The sequence below is a fragment of the Bacillus cereus group sp. BceL220 genome (assembly GCF_051776965.1).
In the GTDB taxonomy this organism is placed as follows: domain Bacteria; phylum Bacillota; class Bacilli; order Bacillales; family Bacillaceae_G; genus Bacillus_A; species Bacillus_A cereus.
In genome coordinates this window covers 460193-481798 of record NZ_JBPWBC010000003.1, presented here as the reverse complement: position 1 = coordinate 481798, position 21606 = coordinate 460193, and the positions used below count along the sequence as shown (strand labels likewise).

Here is a 21606-nt window from a genome sequence, read left to right as displayed (position 1 = left end):
TTATGCCCTTTGTTATTCAACTCACGTACCTTTTAGCATAATAAAATCACTAAGTTTATTACTACAAATCGGAGGATAGCATCCCATATACAATACTATCTGTCCATTCATCTTTATTCCAAAAATCTTGTATGAAATGGGCTTCCTTTCTCATGCCTATTCGTTCACACAATTTTTGTGAAGCTGTATTACGTGCATCAAGATTAGCCTGTATACGATGTACATTAAATTCATTAAATAATTTCAATACCAAACTACTTACTGCTTCTGTCGCCAAACCTATCCCAGCTACTTCATTTGAAAAACTATAACCAATCTCAACAGTGTCTTTCATATTTGTGTACCATACGGATAAATCACCAACTACTTTAGTTTTGTATATAACTGCCAAACTTAATATTGATTCTTTAGTAAGTACATTATTTGCTAACTTCTTATTAAATCTTTTCTGCATGTCTTCATGAGTCCACTTATTATGTAATAGGAACTTACATGTATCATCACTATTATAAATAACAAATACATCCTGTAAATCAGTACTCTTAAAAGGTCTAATTATTAATCTTTCTGTTGTGAACTCCAAGTTAGCTCTCCTCCCTTACATTCATACTATAAAACATTTTTTATAGTATTTAAGCCTCCTTCTTAGATCTCACCTTGATTACATATTTCATCATAATAAATTAAAATCCTTCTTCCACTAAACTGCACCGTTAATGGTATTTCCTTGCGCTTTTTATTTTTTACACTTATTACAAAATCAGATAATTCTATTATTATGTCTCTAAATGTGTTATAATGAAAGCAGACTCACAAAAAAAGAGTATATAGACTTGGAAGTTTCTCTTATTTTACAAGCAAAAAGAAACGAGCAGTCGGGTATATTTCAGACACCATACACGTAACGGTTTAAACAACCGATCATCTTAGTTACTCTTCAATGATCTTTTTATAAAAAGATACGTACAATTAAAACTCACTTCAATATACTATACCTACCTTTTTGACTTCCAAATCATCTTATTACATAAGGAGATGAACATATGAATCAATATATACGATATACAATAGCTGTCCTGTTTGCTATTATCGGCGGAACAATCTGCTTCTGGACAAACACACAGCTTGGAGAGAATATCATTTTTAATGGAATCGAAACACTTGTAAGCGCTTCAATTTTAGGCGGATACATTTACTTCCTCTTTAATCCAGAAGAAAATGCTCAAAAAACAATGTTATTAACAATGATCGGAATCGTTGGTGGATGTATTTCCTACTCAATGACAAACTATACATTACCACTTCAATTAAGCTCAGCTTTCTTCCACGGTCTATGGACTTGGTTCATTGCATTCTGCCTAGCAGACGTATTCAACCTATTACAAGACAATGAAGAAGATAGCGGCCGCCAAATTGAAAGTAACTCTTAAGCTGGAAGATACTCTTCCAGCTTTTTTATGTTGGTTTGCATATCCCCGCATCACGATAAAAAGAAGTTACCCTCACGGCAACTTCTTTTCCACATACCCCACTTCGTATTCACTAAAATATATCAACGATTTTTCAAATATATCGATCGTTTCTCCACTTATATCAACGATTCGACGTAGGATATCGATTTACCGACAACCTTCGACACTCAAAACGCACAACATACCCTATCCCCCAAGCAACTTACTGCCGAACTCTACGATTAAAAAGATAATTAATAGGATCGCGAGTATCTTTAATGCTACATATGCTACTTTAAAAACAACATAAATGAGCAAGACTATTAAAATAATTGATAAAATTTCCATATTTACTTCCTCCAAGCTTTGCTCTTCTTATCTCATTTTACTCGCCCTAGGCTGTTTATGGAACGGCATAAGATGACATATAAAAAAGAGGATACCTCACCCATCGTAAGATACCCTCTCTTTCAGCTGCTTAAACCATTCTCTTTCTAATTGTAAATATCCCATTTCACTCTTCTCGGCGCTCTTTAATTCTTGATCAGCTTTCTTCATATAAGTACGGGACGCTTCCATATTGCCCTCTACATATTTAATAATTCCTTGTGTACGGTAATATCCACTTAGGTCCATTTTTGTAATAGCCTTTGCATGTTCCTTTGCTTCTTGCAACGAAAGACTATCCATCTGATAAAGAGCTTTATATAAAAGGTACCAACTATGAAAACTACTAACGAAAAACTTATTTTCTTTCGTTACAGGTAGTTGAACAATTCGTTCTATATACGGTATCGCTCTTTCCATTCCCTCTTGATCTGCACGAGCAAAAAAGACGAGCATAAGTCTACTCATTATCTCTCTTATCCCTTTATTCTCTTTTATTTTCTCCTCACTCAATTCTACTAATCTTTCATCCCAATCTTTCGGTCTTTTATAACTAAATAACTCACTCGATATTTGAATCTCATATAAGTGATTTCTAGCTCTTTCATCATCTTTAATTAAAATAAGAAATTGCATCCCATCACTCATAAGCATTCCTTTTATTGGCACAATTGTAACCGCAAAGATTGCAAAATGGAAAAAGGAAAAATATAAAAGATATTGATAATAACTCACCATGTATATGTAACCGGAAGTAATACCAAATAGTAAACTCGTAATCGGTCCACCTAAAGTGAGCCACGCCCACTTTTTCGAAAGATTCGGTGTCTCTATAGAAGGTGGTACTAGTGTTGCAACGCCTCCAAAGTACGCCCATAATTTATTTTCTCGAATACGTAATTTTCCCTTTTCTTTTTGAATAGTAATGGGTCCTACTGTCATAAATTTAAATGTTAAACCACCTATTACACCAAATACTACATGTCCTAGCTCATGAATGGCTAACACTAACAATGAAATTCCAACTATTGCCCATAGGTTCAAAATTACTTCTAATTTCCCAGTTCGGATTACTCCGTATAAAATGGACAGAATTAGCGCCACTGTCATTGAGCCAGCTGGCCTTCTTAAAATATCCACCTTTTTCTCCCCTTAATAAATCATTTTTCTCTGCATTTCGTACATGAACTTCCCGAGATGCAATATCCAAATAAATGAGATTAAACCAATTAACACAAAATCAATATCACTAGCAGCTGTATATATAACGGCAGCCCACCATACATATGCCAATATTGTATTCGTAAATTCATACGCTTTATATCCAGCCTCATGCACAATGTGCTTTAATCCTTCATCTGCATTTTTCGTCCACATTTTCATAGATTCCATATACGTTACACCTTGTTCAGGATATAGCTTGTTATAACGATTTTTTGTTATGAGTCCGATAATTACTACAGTAGTTAAACAAAGAATAGAAACTACTAAATTCCACACCGCAAATGAAACATTTGTATCCTGCAACAATGCACGTCTACATGTAATAACTGCATATACAAACCATGCCTGCGTAACTATATCACCTACACGTAAATATATACTTATAATGCCTAATTTCCTACCTTGTACGCTCTCTTCTTCATCGCGTGCCTCTGCTAACATACGTGTATTCTTCCAAGTATAGTACATCATTAAGATTCCAAAAATAGTACATATACCTATAAATGTATTAGATGATAATTTTCTCGGTTCATCCGAGAGTAAATTTAAAGCTATATAAGACGTTAAAAAGCCACCCATCATACTTACTGCTATTTTCCCCACAGAATCAAATTGTTTTTTTCGCTTACTCTTCATCGTCCTCTTCCTCCTCTACTAACGTAAATATTTCCTCCACTGGTACATTGAAAATTTGTGCGATTTTTAACGACAATACAATAGATGGTGCATAATCCCCACGTTCAATTAAACTAATCGTTTGCCGTGATGATCCAATCACTTTTCCTAAATCCCCTTGTGATAAACGATGCTTTGCTCGCAATTCCCTCACTCGATTTTGAAGCTTCATGTCTTCCCTCTTTTTCATTTATTTAATTAAAATTGTAAATAATATCCTTATTTTTGTCAATTATAATTGTCATTACGACTATAATAATTGACAAGATACTTATTTCTTATCCTGTATCAAATTCCTATAAAGAATGTAAAATGTACATTAAACATAGTCTTAACAATAAAATAAAAAAGGCAGTGCTTTTGCACTGCCTTCCTAAATTCTGACATAGAATGGATTTCATATTAGCTTGCGTTTTGTAGTAATACTCGTTTTAACTGCTTACGGAAACGAATACCTAACGTAACCGCTACAATCACAATAACTCCAAAAATGATTTTACCGATATGACCTTCTAGCACTCCAAAGATATCATGTAAGTTTCCACCTAACCAGTAACCACCGATTAAGAAGAATGATACCCAAAATAGAGCGCCTGAATAAATTGTAATGGCAAAACGACGGAATGGTAAATTAATAATTCCTGCAAAGTATCCTGTGAAATGACGTACACCAGGAATAAAGAAACCAATAAAAATTAGGAAGTACCCATACTTATCAAACCACATTCTCGTTAAGTCAATTTTTCTTTGTGTTAAAAATACGTATTTCCCATACTTTTGAATGAAAGGCATACCTAATTTATTTCCTAAAAAGTATTGAATCGTCATTCCTACACTTGTCCCAATAAAGGATAGAATAATTAAAATCGGTAAACTTAAATCACCCTTATGTGCTAAAAATCCCGCATATGCTAACGTTGGCTCTCCCGGAAACGGAAGTGCAATATATTCTAATAGCAAACCTACAAGTACAACATAGTACCCGTATTGCTGAAATAATTCATGAATCCATTCCATGTCATCTCTCCTTTCAATCACGTACAACTTCTTACTATTATTGTATAAAAAAATTGTCGAAATAACTATCACAATAGCTTACATTTTTATTACATTTTTGTAAGGGTCACACTAATGATTTCCGTTCTTTATTAAGTAGCTAAAAGCATTTTTTAAGTCGAAATAACAAAAAGACGCATTAATAATATGCAAATTTTATCCATTTTTTAACACTGAAAAACCTTTCTTATTTTGTTCTCAATAAAAAACCACCACAAACTCATGCTAACTTCATATTAGCTTCATATACGTATTGTAAGATTATATCGGAATTTGTTGAAAAATTTAACTAATATATGACTAAGCATTAATTTGAATAAATATAAGTCGTTTTTCGAAATTGAAAAAAGGGTGAATACGAAATGGAAGCATATAAAATGCACGATTTTATTAATACAAATGTTGAATCTCATCAAAATGAAACCGTTTTTAATTTACACATATGTGAAACAAGTGAATTTGACGTAAGTTTAACAAAATCTACAACACTATCTTTTATCGTTTCAAAAAAGAATATTAAAATTGTCACGAAAAAATGGACTAACTCAAACCAAGAAAGCATGATTGGCAAAAGCTACATCATTCCAACGAAAGCTTTTCACTATTTCTTACCAATTATTTCTGAAAATGAAGATGAGCTAAATATTCAAGTTCAAAGTTTTGGACTACGTGGCGAGCTTTTATTAAACGAAAGATTACTTATTGATAAAAACAACAAACACAACAGCAAAATCACTACATTCTTTGAAACATTAGATGAAAATGTAAATAAAGCATTACGAGGATTACAACTTCATTGTATGTAAGACTATTACGATCGTAAAAGGAGAATAACAATGAAAAAATTATTATTAAGCGCACTATTATCATTAGGATTTTTAACTCTTCCATTCGCTAGCGCAGAGGCCGCTACAACGAAAGATCAATTAATCATAGACACTCAGTTAAATAAAATGGATTATTATCAGGATGGAAAATTTATAAAAAGTTTTACTGTCGCTACTGGAAAAGCTGCAACGCCTACACCTAAAGGTACTTTTCAAATCGTAAATAAAATTAAAAACCGCCCTTATTATACAGGCAAAATTAAAGGCGGCGATCCACGTAATCCACTTGGTGACCGTTGGCTTGGATTAAATATGGCAGGAACTTACGGAACAACTTATGCGATTCACGGAACTAACAATAATCAAGCAATCGGCAAATGGACAACACTTGGTTGTATTCGTATGTATAATAATGATATACACTGGTTATTTGAGCGCGTTCAGCAGCAAGCTACTGTCACTGTAAAATAGCCTAAAAACAAGATTTATGTGTAGCCAAGAATTTTATGTCTTGGCTTATTTTATTTATTCATTTACAGTAGCAAAACAACTGTATTTACATATATAATAGGAATAGATTTGATTAGCTAATATCCAAACATTGATAAACGTAGATATTAAAATTATACAGTTATAATGTTTTATAAATTTTATAATACATACTATAATAGAACTACTGTAATTCTGAACTAATCAGTAACACTAAACTATTCCCCTTGCTACTTTTATTATTATTTTATAGCGGGGGCTTATTATATGTATAAACAATCTGAGTCACTCGAAAAATGATGAATTCGAATATTGCAGTAAAAAGCGTTATTTAGGAGGTGTTACTATGACGCATATACTGGTGATTGAAGACAACCCAGATATACAAGAACTTATTCGTGAATTTCTAATGGCACAAAACTTTACTGTTGATGTAGTTGGTGCTGGAACAGAAGGTATTCTTCTTTTCCAAAAAAATTCATACGATCTTGTCCTCCTCGATGTAATGTTACCAGATATAGATGGCTATAGTATTTGTAAAATTATGCGAGGACAATCTGATGTACCAATCATTATGTTAACTGGCTTACATAATGAAGAAAGTGAAATTAAAGGATTTGAGTTAGGTATTGATGACTATATTACGAAACCGTTCCATTACACCGTATTTATTAAGCGTGTAGAGGCTGTATTAAGAAGGGCAGCAACAAAGGAAGCAGAAGCTGCAACTATACTACAATTCCATGAATTGATGTTAAATTCTACAGCATATGCAGCTTATGTTCATGGTAATCAAATTGAATTGACAACAAAAGAATTTGAAATTATTTATACTTTACTGCAAAATCGAGGAAAAGTATTATCAAGAAGTGATTTGTTGAATAAGGTATGGGGCTATGAACATTATGGTGATGTAAGAGTTATAGATACACATATTAAAAACTTAAGAAAAAAATTAGGAATTCCTTATATTAAAACGGTGAAAGGCATTGGCTACAAAATCGAATCGTAGCAAAGACAACATCACCAAAAATATTTTCATCAAAACCTTATTATTTTGTATTCTTTTATCACTTTGTCTTTATCAAATCATTTACTTTCTAGCTTCAAACTACGATAAAGAACGTTTTGTGAAAGAAAATGGAACGCCGACTACAGAACAGGCGGATTTAGATAAGCAAAACGATCAAAGTAAAACGAATCAAAATAAAGCTGTGTCAGAGGGAAACATTTCTAATTTCCAATCTTCTATTGTAGATTATAAATCTCTTTCTACAGCTATCAATCACCTTTTGCAGCCTAGCCAAACTGCAAAGGCAAAAGAACATACACAAAACCTTTCGGGGGAAAATAGCACTTCTAATCAGCTTACAGAAGCAGAAAAGAAAGCCGCTAATAATGATGCCTTACATACACAAAATGCAGCAAGTAAAACAAATGATACAAATGATAATCCAAAGTTAGCAGATGCGTTGCAGCAGTTAGCTCCACAGGTTGGCGCGACAATGCTTGCATTATCTCTACTCGGATCTTTAATGTACGCAAAACTAATTGCTAAACCTTTTCAATATATGAGCGATGCTTTAAAAGATATTATGAATCTTGATTTCTCAGATAAAAAGCTACTTAACAAAAATACAGATCAAACAGATTTTAATTTGTCAGTAGCTGCTTCACAAGTACCAAATATTGTGAAGAATTTACATGAAAGCAATCAAGATTTAAGAAATGAGCTCAAGAAAGAACAACAATTAGAACAATCTCGTAAAGAATTTATGTCTATGGTATCCCATGAATTAAAAACACCAATCGCAGCCGTCATGGGACAACTAGATGGCATGATTCACGGAATTGGAGCTTATAAAGATAGAGATAAGTATTTGAAACGTTCCTACGAGATGATGCAAGACATTAACATATTAACGGAAAAAATGTCGGAATTATCCAAAATACAAAACCCTCAATTTAAACCGAATTTAGAAGTCATTTCTTTATCTAATATTATTGAGGATGTTATGAAGAAAGTAGATTACTTTGTATCTGTAAAACAATTAAATGTACAATCTAATATTAAACACGACGTACAAATTTTAGCTGATCCTAAATTTATTCAAACTGCTATTTTTAACATTATTTCAAATGCAATTCATTATACAATTGACCATCAGCACGTATATATAAAGCTTTATGAAAAACCAAACGGTTACGCATTAGAAGTATTGAATACAGGTTCACAAATTGATGAAGATAAACTTGCTCATTTATTTGAGCCTTTCTATCGCGCAAACCCTGATAAACACGGTTTAGTACAAGGTAGTGGTCTTGGATTATATATCGTGAAACAAATATTAGATAAACATCAGTTTCCTTACGGGATACAAAACACAGCTCAAGGTGTAAAATGCTCCATTGTATTCCCAAAAGCAATGTAACATTCACTATAATTACATACCCCAAACTCATACTTCATGTGTGAGTGGCGGAATTTTGTAGAGTGTCTTACTCTGTTTCGTTCGCCCGTTATCCTTATTTGGATAGCGGGCGTTTTTTATTACTTAAAAGGAGGATTTTTTATGGATAAGTTTAAATATTCATTGCTCGTTTTATTCGGTGCTTGCAGCTACGGCATACTTTCAACTATTTTCAAACTCGGATTCATAAATGGATTTTCAGCACATCAACTATTAGGGGGACAATATGTCTTCGGATGGATTGGACTATTTCTACTCGTTCTTTTCTTTTCACGTCATAAGGTAACAAAAAAACAATTCTTTTCATTACTAACCGTCGGAACAACAATGAGTATGACTGGGATTTTCTACGCTATTTCTGTAGAAGAACTACCCGCATCTATCGCTGTCGTCCTACTCTTTCAGTTCACTTGGATTGGTGTCATTATCGAAGCGATTGCAAATCGAACCTTTCCAAGCCGCGATAAGATCATATCTATCCTTATTTTATTTGCTGGTACATTGTTTGCAGGTGGTGTATTTGAAGGCCTCGGACAAAGTTTTTCTACGAAAGGGATTATCTTTGGACTATTAGCTGCAGTCTCTTTTTCATTCTATGTTTTTGCAAGCGGACGCGTTGCTACAGATGTTCCCCCTTATACGAAAAGCTTTCTCATGACAACAAGTGCGACTCTTATCGTATGTCTATTCTTCCCACCAACCTTTTTAACAGATGGTGCCCTCCAAGCCGGTCTATGGAAATATGCTTTCTTCCTCGGATTATTCGGCGTTGTTGTACCTGTCATTTGTTTTTCAATTGGCGTACCGAAAGTAGGAACCGGACTTGGTACAATACTAGGTGCAGCTGAATTACCAACTGCTATTATCGCTTCTATTACACTTGTACATGAAGTCGTAACATTCATGCAGTGGATTGGTATTATTTTTATATTGGTTGGGATTTTCACTCCTCAGCTGCTTACAGCTAGGAAAGAAAGGAAACACAATCGCGTGCATAGCGCTTGAAAAAATACAGAATTTATATAAAAGATATAACTGCAATTAAAATAAGTAAATTTATCTGGAGGTATAAATGACTATTTTAAGCATCGTATTTTTTGCTATTATGTGTATCTTCTTCCTAATAAGATATATGAAAGAAAAGAAATTTTACGATTTACTTCTCATTCCCGTTTGTATATATGCAGGAGCAGTGAAAACTCCTTTCGTAGAATACTTAAACTTTAATACTACATTTAAAATAACGTATGATATCGCAGCTATTATTCTTGTAATCCTTGCCGTACTTTTCTTTTTGAAAGATAAGAAAGAGAATCATACTGCATAACAAAAGACCTTTCATTTACTTGAAAGGTCTTTTTCTATATTTCACTTTACCGCTCCATATAGCTTCCCTACCTCATGCTCAATTTGTTTTACATCGATTCGCTCAAATAGTGGCTGCACGCTATAAATTCTACTTGGCAACGTATTTTGCGGTTCCCAATTTCGTTTAATAATCGACAATGTGCTTCTAACTCTTTCACTTGAAAATGGTAAAAACGGTTCAAGGAGATTTGCAAAATTAGCGATAAGATACACACAGTTATAAATCGTTTCTTCACACGAAACTGGATCATCTTCTCTTTGTTTCCAAGGCTGCTTTTCATCAAAATATTTATTTGCAAAACGTACTGCATCAAATATTGTCTCTAACGCCACCTTAAATTTAGTTTGCTCAATCTCCTCTCCTACATTTTTATATAATCCTTCTACTTTATCTTTCAGCTCTATATCAATAGTCCCCTTTGGTACAGTGCCATCATAATATTTTTCAATAAACTTTAATGTGCGGTTCACGAAGTTTCCATATGCTCCTAACAATTCACTATTATGACTGTAAATAAATTCACGCCATGAAAAATCAGTGTCACGATTTTCTGGTGCATTTACTGTTAAGAAGTAACGGATAGAATCTGGATCATAGCGTTCTAATATGTCAGGTACCCATACTGCCCAGTTTTTACTTGTAGATAATTTTCTTTTTTCAACTGTTAAATATTCATTCGAAACGATATGACGCGGGATTGCTTCTTCCCCTATTCCAAGTAATACCGCTGGCCAAATGACGGAGTGAAATGGAATATTATCCTTGCCGTGTACATAATATGTTTGCGCATCGCTATTCCAAAACTCTTGATCATCTTTTCCTGTTTCTTCAGCCCAATGTTTACTCGCTGAATAATATCCTGCCACTGCTTCAATCCATACGTAAATTTTTTTATCTTCATACCCTTTCACTGGAATTGATACCCCGATTGGTAAATCTCTTGATACAGCCCTATCTTGTAACCCTTCCTTTACGTATCTTTCCGTTAATTGAATTGCATTATCACGCCATGTTCCTTTTTCTTTTGCGATTTCTACAACTTTTTTAATTTGCTCCTGAAATGTATGCAATGCAAAATAGAAATGCTCTGTTTCCTCTACAGATGGCGTACTACCACATAACTTACATTTCTTTTCTAACAAATCAAGAGGATCTAAAATAGCAGAACAAGCATCGCATTGATCTCCTCTTGCTGCTTCATGGCAATATGGACATATTCCTTCAACATAACGATCCGGTAAAAACTGCGTACACGTTTCACAATACGCTTGTTCCACTGTTTTTTTATAAATATAGCCTTCTTCTAATAAACGTAAAAAAACTTTTTGAACAGTTTCATGATGATGCTCGCTATCGGTACGTGTATAGCAATCATACGTAAAACCGAGATCACGAAAACATCGCTGAAATTCTTCATGATACTTATTAGCAATTTCTTTTGCTGTCACACCTTCTTGTTTTGCTCTAATTGCAATCGGTGTTCCATTGCAGTCACTCCCTGAAACATACAGCACATTCTCACCTTTTGTCCTGTAATAACGCGCTAAAATATCTCCAGGTAATAAACTCGCAATATGGCCAAGGTGTAACGAACCATTTGCATACGGCCAAGCGCCTCCAATAAAAATACTCATCTTATATTCCTCCTTTAAAATATAAAAAGCCCCGCCCCTATCTTAAAAAAGATAAGGGCGGGGCTGTATAAACAGTCGCGGTACCACCTTATTTCGCCAATCACTCACATAATTAGCCTTAACAAGTACGGAGCTCTATGCTCTTATACTGTGGTTTTGATAACGAGTACCAACTCTCGTCGCCGCCTACTATTATCATTTGATAAGTTCAGGACGAAGCTCAAAGGCCATTGTTCAAATGAATATTCTTGCTTCTTCTCAGCTACCGAAGCTCTCTGGAAAGAATGTGTTCATCCTACTTTTCCTTTTCAACGCTTTTACGTATAACAAGTATTTTACGACTTAATCACAGAAAAATCAAACTTTTATCCAGAACGAAAAGGAAATCCCATCCTCCCGCCGAATACCTATACGTTCACAAAAGGAGTGATAACATTGAACCAAAAACAACTAAGCACTATAAATGAAAAAAGCTGGAATACAGCTGCTTATGAAGCTTGGACGAATCGCCACGGGGCACCAGCTGATTATGCGAAAAAAATCATGGAAGATCCCACACGCGAAGTAGCACATTATTTACCTTACATACAATCTCCAAAAGGAAAATGTATTATTAATTTACTCGGCTCAAAAGGAAATAAAGCTGTTGCTCTCGCCCTTTTAGGCTCTGATGTAACAGTTGTTGATATTTCAGCGAGTAATGCAAAATATGCAAATGAACTTGCATATGCCGCAGGCGTTTCTATTCATTACATCGTTTCTGATGTACTAAATGTAAATCTCTCAAAATCATTTGATATCGTATTACTGGAGCTTGGTGTACTCCATTACTTTCTAGATTTAAAACCACTCTTTCAAAAAATTGCTACTTTACTTAAGCAAGATGGAATGCTTATCCTTCGTGACTATCATCCTGTTTACACGAAATTATTAGGAGTCGACCACCCATCATTTCAGGCCAATGGAAATTATTTCGATGAAGAATTAATTGAAGATGATGTTGCTTATAGCATCCTTCTTACAGAAGCACAGAAAGAATCGCTACCTAAAACAACCATCCGTCGCTGGACGCTAGGAGAAATCATTACAACACTTGCGGAAGAACGTTTTAAAATTGAAAAACTAGTTGAAGAACATGGATCTCATCAAAGATGGGTCTTCCCTTCTACTGCACCAGAAGGAATCGAAGAACGTATCCCTGGTCTATATACAATAATTGCGACAGCATGCAAAAAAGGATCCCTTCACGGATAGGATCCTTTTTGCATGCTCACGCATATAAGTTGAGGTTGGAGATTACCATAATTCTGTAGAATAGGACACAAGATATTTCAACATTTCGTCTCTGACTTACGTCGTCAAAAAGGGGTATGACCAACATAACGAAGAGTAATGTTTTTAGTTGATACTGATAATCGTTATCAACTAATTAGAAGTATACATGATGTCATTTCAAATTTCAATAGCATTTCTAATATTTATTTATGAATTTTATGATATGCAAATGTATACATTTTAAGAACTTTTTCTAATACCAATCTGACTCCTTCCATTATCTGCTATAATTTTTATTGAACAGATTAATAACTTCATAATAATGTTTTTATTAATTTCGTTCTAAATATCTATAAATCATAATAAACAGTTTAAATGAGGGTAGGGGTAACGATGAAATATGTTAGTATTCGAAAAAAACTACTGTTCACACTCTTAAGCATTTCTTCTTTATTTAGCATTGCTCTTATTGTTATTCTTTCATTCGCCATGAATCAAGCAAGTGAAATCGAAACGTTAAAAAATGATGTATCGAAAAGAGCGACGATTTTAAAAGAACGTGGCGATTGGTTCCAAGGACAAGTTGCTGGTTTACAAGAATATTTGCTATCACATGATCAAAAAGGATTAGATAAGTTCAACCGAGAAGGGAAAAAATTAGCTGATACTAGAGAGAAAGTAACAAGTGACAAAAAGCTCCCAGAAGGAATGAAAGAAGCCATTTTAATGGGAGGAAAATGGCGTAGCGTCATAGATAATGAGGTACTCCCTCTTGCGCGTGAAGGAAAATGGGACGAAGCATCTAGAATTGCTTTAGCACAAACAGATTATGTAAATGATCTTTTAGGTCGTTTTAATAAATATACAAATGAAGAAAATGAGAAACGTGACGCATTAATTGCTGATGTCGAGTCTTCTTCATCACTTATTCAATATATTATTTTCTTCTCACTCATTACATGTACATTAACGTCTATTTTATTAGCATGGTGGTTCTCTGGTAAACTCGTTAAACCAATTCGACAAATTGATGAGAAGTTAAAAGAATTAGCTTCTCAAGATGGAGATTTAACGGCTAGATTACACGTAACGAGTAAAGATGAAATTGGTGACATTGCAAATTCCTTTAATCAAATGCTCACTAACTTACAGCATATAATAAAACAAGTTCAACAAACATCAACAAGTGTAAAAGAAGCTTCCGAAAATGTATTTATCGAAACAACCGCTTCTATGGAAAATACCGCAAGGACCCAAGAAACTATGAATGCTCTTGAACACAATATTCGTTCACAAGTTTCTAGCATTGAAGAAAGTTCAACCGCAATGGATGACATGGCAACGAGTGTTCAGCGTATCGCTGAGTCCGCCTCTTCTGTTACTAGTTTAGCTGTCACAACTGCAGAAAAAGCAGATGATGGGAATAAAGTCATTGAGAAATCTATTACACAAATGCATACAATTAACGAAGCTGTTAACGCCACATCACAAGTAGTTGAGCGACTCATTACACATACAAATCATATCGATACTGCACTTCAATCTATTTCGAATATCGCCGAGCAAACAAATTTACTTGCTTTAAATGCTTCTATTGAAGCAGCTCGTGCTGGTGAACACGGCAAAGGATTCGCTGTTGTTGCCGATGAAGTTAGAAAACTTGCTGAACAATCTCAACTAGCCGCAACTGATATTAACCATTTACTGCATCAAATTCAAACCGATACAAAAATAGCAAATGACATGATGACACAAGGTCAAGCAGAGGCTTCTGAAGGAATTACGGTTATTCGTACCGCCGGATCTTCATTCTCAGAAATTGTTAACCACATTAACAAAGTCTCTACGCAAATGCAAGAAATGTCTGCAACTGCTGAAGAGATGGCTGCAAGCTCTGAAGAAATGAATGCAGCTTTAAATAATATCGCTTCTATTTCAAACGAAGTTGCTGCAGAAACATCACAAACAGCACATTCGGCTGGTGATCAAGTAAACAAAATGAGTATCGTGGCTAACAAATCATCTGAAATGAAAACAATTGTACAAGAACTTGAAGTTCTCGTTTCTCATTTCAAAACAAACGCTTAAAGTGAAAATGACACGAACTCAAAGGTATAGGAAAGCAAGTTTTACAGTCTCTCTTTTTTCACTTTAAAATATCTCTTTCTATCTCTCATTCCGTCTGCTATAATTCCTAAAGGAAATAAGAAAGCTTTATTCCAACTGGAGTAAAGCTTTCTTTCAATTTTTTTACATTTATTAATTCTAATACTAAGATTTCACAAAGGAGGCTTTTTATCATATGAATTTTGTAAGTATCAGAAAAAAACTTATGTTCATGATGGGAACGATTTGCGCTTTATTCGGTATCGCCTTAGCATTTATTTTATTTTTTGCTATTGACCAATCTCGTAAAGCTGAAACATTACAAAAAGAAATTTCTCCACTGGCAACAGAATTAAAAGAGCGTGGAGACGCTTATCAAGTACAGCTCTCTGCTCTAAGAGGTTATTTACTACAACATGATCAAGTCGAATTAGACAAGTTTAATGAGATGAGTAAACGTCTTGAGGATTCAAAAGATAAACTTCTTTCTAATCCAAATGCTTCTTCGTCCGTAAAAAGCACAATGGAATTAGGGTCTACTTGGAGAAAGTTCGTTGAGGAAAAAGTATTCACTCTTGCAAAAGAACAAAAATGGGAAGAAGCTTTACAAGTAGCTTCTTCAGAGAACGGAACTGTCTATAAAGTAATTGGTGACTTCACAAATTACAGTAATGAACAAGCTAAATTACGTGAACAATCTATTGAAAAAATTGACCAATCTGCACTCTTAATCGAATATGTTATTTTCTTATCACTCGTTATTTGTATTGTCGCTGCAATTATTCTTGCATGGTGGTTCTCTGGTAAACTTGTGAAACCAATTCAACAAATTGACACGAAGCTAAAAGAATTAGCCTCTCAAGAAGGTGACTTAACGGCACGTCTACAAGTAAATAGCAACGATGAAATCGGTGCTATCGCAACATCATTTAATAAAATGTTAGAAAACCTACAACATATCATTAATCGTGTTCAAAAAACATCAGTGGAAGTACAAACTGCTTCTGAAAATATGCTAGAAAAAACGAATACATCACGTGAGGCGACAGTAAGAGTCCAAAGCTCGATGTCTAACTTAAATGCAAGTATTCAATCACAAACTTCTAGTATGGAAGAAAGTTCAACTGCAATGGACGATATGGCAGTAAGTGTTCAGCGTATTGCTGAATCTGCTTCATCTGTAGCGGAACTTGCTGTTGCCACATCTGAACATGCTAGCGATGGAAGTACCGTTATCCAAAAATCTGTTTCACAAATGACAACGATACACGAAGCTGTAAATGCTACGTCAGAAGTGGTTGAACGTCTAATCACTCATACGAAATATATTGATACTGCTGTACAATCTATTTCTAATATTGCTGAGCAAACAAACTTACTTGCTTTAAATGCTTCTATTGAGGCAGCTCGTGCTGGCGAGCAAGGAAAAGGATTTGCTGTCGTAGCTGACGAAGTTCGAAAACTTGCTGAACAATCTAAAACAGCTGCAACAGACATTAATCAATTACTACATCAAATTCAAAATGATACAGAGACTGCTAGCTCTATGATGTCTCAAGGCCGTTCTGAAGCATTTGAAGGCATTAATGTTATTCGTGAAGCTGGTACTTCTTTCTCAACAATTGTAGAACAAGTAAATAAAGTATCTACTCAAATGCAAGATATATCAGCAACTGCTGAAGAGATGGCTGCAAGTGCTGAAGAAATGAACGCTTCACTTAATAACATCGCTTCTATCTCGACTGAAGTATCCAGCGAAACTGCCGCAACGGCACAATCTGCTGAAAAAAAAGTTATCGTTATGAATGAAATGGCAGTAACTGCTGGAAAAATGAAACAAACAGTTGAAGAGTTAGATCAACTCGTATCTCATTTTAAAACAGAATAGATTTTCAAAAAAATATCCCTCTTTTAAAGAGGGATATTTTTTTGAGCTCATTTCCTGCACATTATGCTCATTTCCGTTATAATGAGAATCGATATCATTAAATTGTAGGAGGGGCTGCTTATGTCACAAGAAGCATTTGAAAATAAATTATTTGCCAATTTAGAAGCTGTTATTGACCCTGAACTAGGTGTTGATATCGTTAATCTTGGATTAGTGTATGATGTTACAGCAGATGAAAATAATAATGCTGTCATTACGATGACGATGACTTCTATCGGTTGTCCAATGGCTGGGCAAATCGTATCAGACGTTAAAAAAGTATTATCAACGAACGTACCTGAAGTTAATGAAATAGAAGTAAATGTCGTTTGGAATCCACCGTGGTCGAAAGAACGTATGTCACGTATGGCGAAAATCGCATTAGGCATTCGCGACTAGCGGGATAAAGAAAAAAAACCTGACACTCTAGTCAGGTTTTTTTCTCTTATTATTTTACGCCTACTGCATCATAAGCTTTCGTTACAGCTTGTACAGCTTTAGAGTTTTTACCATATAAATCTTCAGCTGACTGAAGTGCAGCTTGACGCATCATTTTGAAGTCAGAGTTTGCAGTTAAATATTTCGTAAGCGCACGGTAGTAAATTTTTTCTGTCGCTTCACGGCCCACTCCAGTTACTTTCACGCCGTAGTGATCTCCGCCTTCAGATACTAAATAAGCAGCTTTATTATTAATACTACTGTTAATATGAACGCCGCCATTATCAGCTGTTCCAGTATAACGTTTACTATAGTGATCTGGGTAACCTTCACTTGGTTTTAATGGGTTTGGAATAGATGCTGGATCTTTTAGTGAACGAAGTGCATCGCCTGGTTTATCAGGTGTATAAATGTCAGCACCTAAATCCCAGCTCTTCTTCTCAACCATAACACCCATAATGTCAGATAACGATTCATTTAACGCCCCTGACTCATTTTTGTAAACAAGGTTTGCTGTATGTTCAGTTACAGCATGCGTTAATTCGTGACCGATAACATCAAGTCCAGCAGATAATGGAATGAATGTTTTTCCATCGCCATCACCATACATCATTTGCACACCATTCCAAGCCGCGTTATTCCAAGCTGTACCTACGTGAACAGTAGAAATAAGCTTCGCACCTTTATCATCGAAAGAGTTACGATTAAATGTCTTTTTGTAGTAATCATATACTTTTCCTGCATTTACATGCGCATCAACTGCAGCTTTATCTTCGAAGAACTTAGATTTACTTTCAACTTCTTCTCCTGTATATCCAAGCCATTGTGAGAATAAATTAAACCAGTTCTCGTCCATATTTTCTGCATCAAATGTATGAACACCTTGTCCTCGTTTACCATCAAATAAGTTGAATTGTCCTGTTTTCGTATCTTGAGCAATTTCAAATGATTGTCTAGCACCTAATACTCCGTAACCAAATCCAGTAATGTTATCTACAGCGTTATATTTCTCAATAACATTTCCATTCGTTGCATCAACAAAATAATGCCAATATCCTGGAGCTGGTTTTGAAATCGATGCCTTAACTAAGTATGCAAGGTAGTAATTACCGTCCTTTTCATATACAAATAAATCTTTTTTCACACCGTCATAACTCTTTACTTTACCAATTTCTTTCTCAATATCTGCCTTTGCAATTGTTTCTGCTTGTTCCGCAGTAATGCTTGCAGCTGCAGGAATATTTTTATCATCTAAATTCGGAATAACTTGTCCGAAGAATGCTTTTACATTATTCTCTTTATCAAGTGTAACAGTTTGATCAGAACCGTACACAGGAATGTTATTATGTTTCTCAACTAGCTTCACATGTGTCGTATCAGATTCAGCGTCTTTTTCTTCCCCAACGATATTAAAATGCTTTTCAATATTTCCTGCTAATTTAAACATATCTTTCTTACTCTCTAAGTATTGAAAGACCGTCTCTTTTTTATCTAGCCCTTCCGGTGCTTTCCATTCTTCACCTATGTATGCAGGTGTTTTAAATTCTTGATGATATTGAATTTTTTGTTCTTCCGCTTTCGTTGTCGTTGCCCCAAACGCTCCAAATCCCCCGGCGATAACAGTTAACGCTAATGCTGATGAAATGACTTGCTTTTTCACTATAACATTCCCCATTCCCATAAAGATTTTTGACACTTTTATACAATTCTGATTTTTACAGCTGATACCTCTACCCAAAATTTGAGAAACATTTTTCAGACAATTCCAATCAAAAAAAGAGGACATCCTATCGGATGTCCTCTTTTTTTTACGCATTTTATTGTTTTTTCAATTCAATTGCTAAATAGTGTGATTGCTCTTTCGCTTGAATGTGAATATCTTCTTCTACCGCTTCTGCTGCATCACGCATAACAAGATTTTCACCATTGATTACACTGCTTCCTTCAATTTGTACAAGGTACAATTGACGGCCTTCTTTCACTGGAAAATGAATTTCTTTTCCAGCCTCTAATGATAAGGAGTATAAATTCGCATCTTGGTGAATTTGAATTGGTGCATTTCCTTCTACTGAAGATACCATATGAAACCATTCATTTTCGCGCTTGCTCCAATCAAATTTAAACTCACCATAGTTTGGTTTATGATCCGCACGGTCTGGTAAAATCCAAATTTGTAATAACCGCAGCGTTTCATTGCCTAAATTATGCTCGCTATGAAATACACCCGTGCCAGCACTCATATATTGAACATGTCCACGCTCAATCGTTCCGCGATTTCCCATGCTGTCTTCGTGTGTTAAAGCACCATCTACAACGTAAGAAATAATCTCCATATCACGGTGCGGATGCATATCAAAACCAGTTTGTGCCGCTACTAGATCATCATTAATAACACGTAACGCTCCGAAGTTCATGTTATTTGGGTTATAGTAATTAGCAAAAGAAAAATGAAAATGTGTATTTAACCAGCCATGATTTGCTCTGCCCATATTTTTATGATCAACTTTTCTAAACATATCCTTCACCTCATACTATCTCGAATTCGAGATTTATTTTAAAATTTTTTCTTACTGTAACTTTTTTAGTAGTGTTAATAATTGCTTTTGTTCCTCTATATTTAAATTATGAAACTTCTCTGCTTGGAACGTTTCTTGAGGTGGGACGATTTCCTCATATAAAGCTCTTCCCTTTTCTGTTAAAGAAATATATTTCGTAGTACCCTCTTGTTCACGCGAAATCCACTCAAGCTGCTCCATTTTATTTAAAAGCTGCGTTACATTTCCTTTCGTAACAAATAGCTTATTTCCAAGTTCTTGCTGCGTTAAACGATTATGTCCTCCAACTTGAGCTAACACATCAAACTGGGCGGCAGATACATTCCATTTTTTCAAATGCTGATTCGTCTCACGAATACTCTTATTATAAAAACGTGATAAACGAAACCATAATAGTAACCCTAGTCTATCTTCTGTTTTCATTTCATCACCTCGCTCGTTTCATATCATTAGTTTAGAACTAAACTTTATAAAAGTCAAATACTTATTTTTAATAAGTACAAAGAAAGCACAGCGCTATTTCTCCACTATGCTTTACATTAACCTTCTACTCTTATATTCATCCAATTTCCTCTCCGCGAACTTCCTCGCATCTTTTTCAATCCACCGCTCTTCGTACCGTTCACTTCCCACATACAATATATCTCTCTTATGCTGCATCGCATGGCGGAATTCATGCAGTAGCGTTTTGAGAACTTGCTCATACTCTTCCCATATACAAACGAAAATTAATTGCTTTTCTTTATGATAAAAACCACCTACTGGGAATAGGAACTCTTCTTCCTCTTCTCCTAATGATAGAAGCACATCGTTTGCATCACACGTATCACAAAAAATAACGGGCGTTTTACATACTTCAATAAGAGAAAACAAATCCTCTCTCAACTTTTTGACATCCCAAGGAAGCTCCGAATCCAACACATACCAATTCTCTACCTGTTGATATACATTTTGAAACTGGAGTTCCATTTCTCTTTATTCCCCTTTCCAAGCACCCTTTTTCTATATGTATGCCACAATATGGTAAATATTAAACGTATTCTTTCATCCTTGAAAAAATGCCAATAAAAAAGAATCTACGTCGACATAGATTCCTTTTCTGTAATCACTTTTTTTTCATCATTTTTTTTAATACAAAATAACCAATTGCACAAACAATAGCAGCAAGTGCAAAGTATTTCACATATGGCCCCGCAACTTTATTAATACTTTCCCACTCTGTTCCTAATTTAAAACCTAAATATACAAACACAATTGACCACGGAATAACAGCTAATGTAGTTAGCGTAATAAACTTAGCATGTGACATTTTTGCAATACCTGCTGGTATCGAAATAGCATGACGCACAACCGGAATAAAACGTGCGGTAAAGATAACGCCAGTTCCATAACGATTAAACCAATCTTCAGCATAATCAATATGTTTCTTCTGAATTAAAATATATTTTCCATATCGCTCAAGAACAGGTCTTCCTCCATATCGACCAATCCAATAAATGAATAGTTGTGCAATTACACCACCAATTGTACCGAACGCGACAGCGCCCCAAAATGTAATGCTTCCTGTTGATACTAAATAACCTGCATAAGACAATACGATTTCACTTGGAATAACCTCTAGCATTAATCCAAGCATAATTCCCCAATAACCAAGTCCTTCTAAAAAAACTAAAACCGAATGAATCAACTCTCCTAACATCATTTACCTCTCTTTACTGTTTT

General features: G+C 34.8%; 23 protein-coding genes and 1 other annotated feature. Of the genes, 11 read left to right on the top strand and 12 right to left on the bottom strand.

Annotated features, from left to right (window positions below; all coding sequences use genetic code 11):
• Positions 1-61: 61 nt before the first annotated feature.
• The gene (locus ACS2FK_RS11420) at positions 62-583 is read right to left on the bottom strand and encodes a GNAT family N-acetyltransferase (RefSeq protein WP_063548961.1); all 522 of its coding nucleotides are present in this window, start codon (positions 581-583) and stop codon (positions 62-64) included.
• A 460-nt stretch (positions 584-1043) separates the two neighbouring features.
• Between ACS2FK_RS11420 and ACS2FK_RS11415 the strand changes: the two genes are divergently transcribed.
• Positions 1044-1430, top strand: a complete 387-nt coding sequence (locus ACS2FK_RS11415) for a DUF3938 domain-containing protein (protein WP_001077773.1) — start codon at positions 1044-1046, stop codon at positions 1428-1430.
• Between the two features lie 228 nt (positions 1431-1658).
• Here the strand turns inward: ACS2FK_RS11415 and ACS2FK_RS11410 are convergent, their stop codons facing one another.
• From ACS2FK_RS11410 to ACS2FK_RS11390, 5 genes are all read right to left on the bottom strand, one after another.
• Positions 1659-1799, bottom strand: a complete 141-nt coding sequence (locus ACS2FK_RS11410) for a DUF3985 family protein (protein ID WP_000404758.1) — start codon at positions 1797-1799, stop codon at positions 1659-1661.
• A gap of 96 nt (positions 1800-1895) precedes the next feature.
• On the bottom strand, positions 1896-2948 hold the full coding sequence (locus tag ACS2FK_RS11405; RefSeq protein ID WP_002083694.1) for a hypothetical protein: 1053 nt from the start codon (positions 2946-2948) through the stop codon (positions 1896-1898).
• A gap of 42 nt (positions 2949-2990) precedes the next feature.
• A complete protein-coding gene (locus ACS2FK_RS11400) occupies positions 2991-3698 on the bottom strand; it encodes a DUF3169 family protein (protein WP_000837722.1) in 708 nt (235 codons plus the stop codon).
• Positions 3688-3909: a helix-turn-helix transcriptional regulator gene (locus ACS2FK_RS11395; RefSeq protein WP_000776172.1), complete on the bottom strand. Its 222-nt coding sequence runs from the start codon at positions 3907-3909 to the stop codon at positions 3688-3690. Before ACS2FK_RS11395 ends, ACS2FK_RS11400 begins: the two co-directional genes overlap by 11 nt.
• Before the next feature lie 230 nt (positions 3910-4139).
• Positions 4140-4754 carry a DedA family protein gene (locus ACS2FK_RS11390; protein WP_000454754.1) on the bottom strand — a complete coding sequence of 205 codons (615 nt, stop codon included), beginning with the start codon at positions 4752-4754 and terminating at the stop codon, positions 4140-4142.
• Between the two features lie 401 nt (positions 4755-5155).
• Here ACS2FK_RS11390 and ACS2FK_RS11385 point away from each other — a divergent pair, with 401 nt between their 5' ends.
• The 6 genes from ACS2FK_RS11385 to ACS2FK_RS11360 all read left to right on the top strand — a co-directional run bounded on the left by ACS2FK_RS11385 (position 5156) and on the right by ACS2FK_RS11360 (position 9907).
• Complete coding sequence (locus ACS2FK_RS11385; RefSeq protein WP_000388762.1) at positions 5156-5599, top strand: DUF3978 family protein; 444 nt, start codon at positions 5156-5158, stop codon at positions 5597-5599.
• A gap of 30 nt (positions 5600-5629) precedes the next feature.
• A complete protein-coding gene (locus ACS2FK_RS11380) occupies positions 5630-6091 on the top strand; it encodes a L,D-transpeptidase (protein WP_063548963.1) in 462 nt (153 codons plus the stop codon).
• Between the two features lie 364 nt (positions 6092-6455).
• Entirely contained in the window at positions 6456-7121 is a 666-nt protein-coding gene (locus ACS2FK_RS11375) for a response regulator transcription factor (protein WP_000148833.1), read from the top strand.
• The gene (locus tag ACS2FK_RS11370) at positions 7099-8541 is read left to right on the top strand and encodes a sensor histidine kinase (protein WP_023523365.1); all 1443 of its coding nucleotides are present in this window, start codon (positions 7099-7101) and stop codon (positions 8539-8541) included. The genes ACS2FK_RS11375 and ACS2FK_RS11370 overlap by 23 nt, the downstream gene beginning before the upstream one ends.
• Before the next feature lie 141 nt (positions 8542-8682).
• Positions 8683-9585, top strand: coding sequence for an EamA family transporter (locus ACS2FK_RS11365; RefSeq protein ID WP_000357148.1), 903 nt, complete (start codon positions 8683-8685; stop codon positions 9583-9585).
• 67 nt (positions 9586-9652) lie between these two features.
• Positions 9653-9907: a hypothetical protein gene (locus tag ACS2FK_RS11360; RefSeq protein WP_000154129.1), complete on the top strand. Its 255-nt coding sequence runs from the start codon at positions 9653-9655 to the stop codon at positions 9905-9907.
• A gap of 41 nt (positions 9908-9948) precedes the next feature.
• Here ACS2FK_RS11360 and metG read toward each other — a convergent pair whose 3' ends face one another.
• Positions 9949-11583: a methionine--tRNA ligase gene (gene metG, locus ACS2FK_RS11355; protein ID WP_063548965.1), complete on the bottom strand. Its 1635-nt coding sequence runs from the start codon at positions 11581-11583 to the stop codon at positions 9949-9951.
• A gap of 50 nt (positions 11584-11633) precedes the next feature.
• Positions 11634-11904: a binding site (T-box leader), on the bottom strand.
• Between the two features lie 114 nt (positions 11905-12018).
• Between metG and ACS2FK_RS11350 the strand changes: the two genes are divergently transcribed.
• From ACS2FK_RS11350 to ACS2FK_RS11335, 4 genes are all read left to right on the top strand, one after another.
• Positions 12019-12837, top strand: a complete 819-nt coding sequence (locus ACS2FK_RS11350; RefSeq protein WP_063548967.1) for a class I SAM-dependent methyltransferase — start codon at positions 12019-12021, stop codon at positions 12835-12837.
• A gap of 414 nt (positions 12838-13251) precedes the next feature.
• Complete coding sequence (locus tag ACS2FK_RS11345) at positions 13252-14946, top strand: methyl-accepting chemotaxis protein (RefSeq protein WP_063548969.1); 1695 nt, start codon at positions 13252-13254, stop codon at positions 14944-14946.
• Between the two features lie 214 nt (positions 14947-15160).
• Positions 15161-16852, top strand: a complete 1692-nt coding sequence (locus tag ACS2FK_RS11340) for a methyl-accepting chemotaxis protein (protein ID WP_001012193.1) — start codon at positions 15161-15163, stop codon at positions 16850-16852.
• Positions 16853-16972: 120 nt separating this feature from the next.
• Positions 16973-17290: a metal-sulfur cluster assembly factor gene (locus tag ACS2FK_RS11335; protein WP_000076418.1), complete on the top strand. Its 318-nt coding sequence runs from the start codon at positions 16973-16975 to the stop codon at positions 17288-17290.
• Between the two features lie 49 nt (positions 17291-17339).
• On the opposite strand, the gene ACS2FK_RS11330 is transcribed toward ACS2FK_RS11335, so the two are convergent.
• The 5 genes from ACS2FK_RS11330 to ACS2FK_RS11310 form a co-directional block, all read right to left on the bottom strand.
• A complete protein-coding gene (locus tag ACS2FK_RS11330) occupies positions 17340-18989 on the bottom strand; it encodes a M4 family metallopeptidase (RefSeq protein WP_033685825.1) in 1650 nt (549 codons plus the stop codon).
• 157 nt (positions 18990-19146) lie between these two features.
• The gene (locus tag ACS2FK_RS11325) at positions 19147-19845 is read right to left on the bottom strand and encodes a pirin family protein (RefSeq protein ID WP_063548971.1); all 699 of its coding nucleotides are present in this window, start codon (positions 19843-19845) and stop codon (positions 19147-19149) included.
• Positions 19846-19896: 51 nt separating this feature from the next.
• Positions 19897-20307, bottom strand: coding sequence for a MarR family winged helix-turn-helix transcriptional regulator (locus ACS2FK_RS11320; protein ID WP_063548973.1), 411 nt, complete (start codon positions 20305-20307; stop codon positions 19897-19899).
• 111 nt (positions 20308-20418) lie between these two features.
• Positions 20419-20853, bottom strand: coding sequence for a DUF3920 family protein (locus tag ACS2FK_RS11315; RefSeq protein ID WP_063548975.1), 435 nt, complete (start codon positions 20851-20853; stop codon positions 20419-20421).
• A gap of 136 nt (positions 20854-20989) precedes the next feature.
• Positions 20990-21583 carry a DedA family protein gene (locus tag ACS2FK_RS11310; RefSeq protein ID WP_000900214.1) on the bottom strand — a complete coding sequence of 198 codons (594 nt, stop codon included), beginning with the start codon at positions 21581-21583 and terminating at the stop codon, positions 20990-20992.
• Positions 21584-21606: the final 23 nt, after the last annotated feature.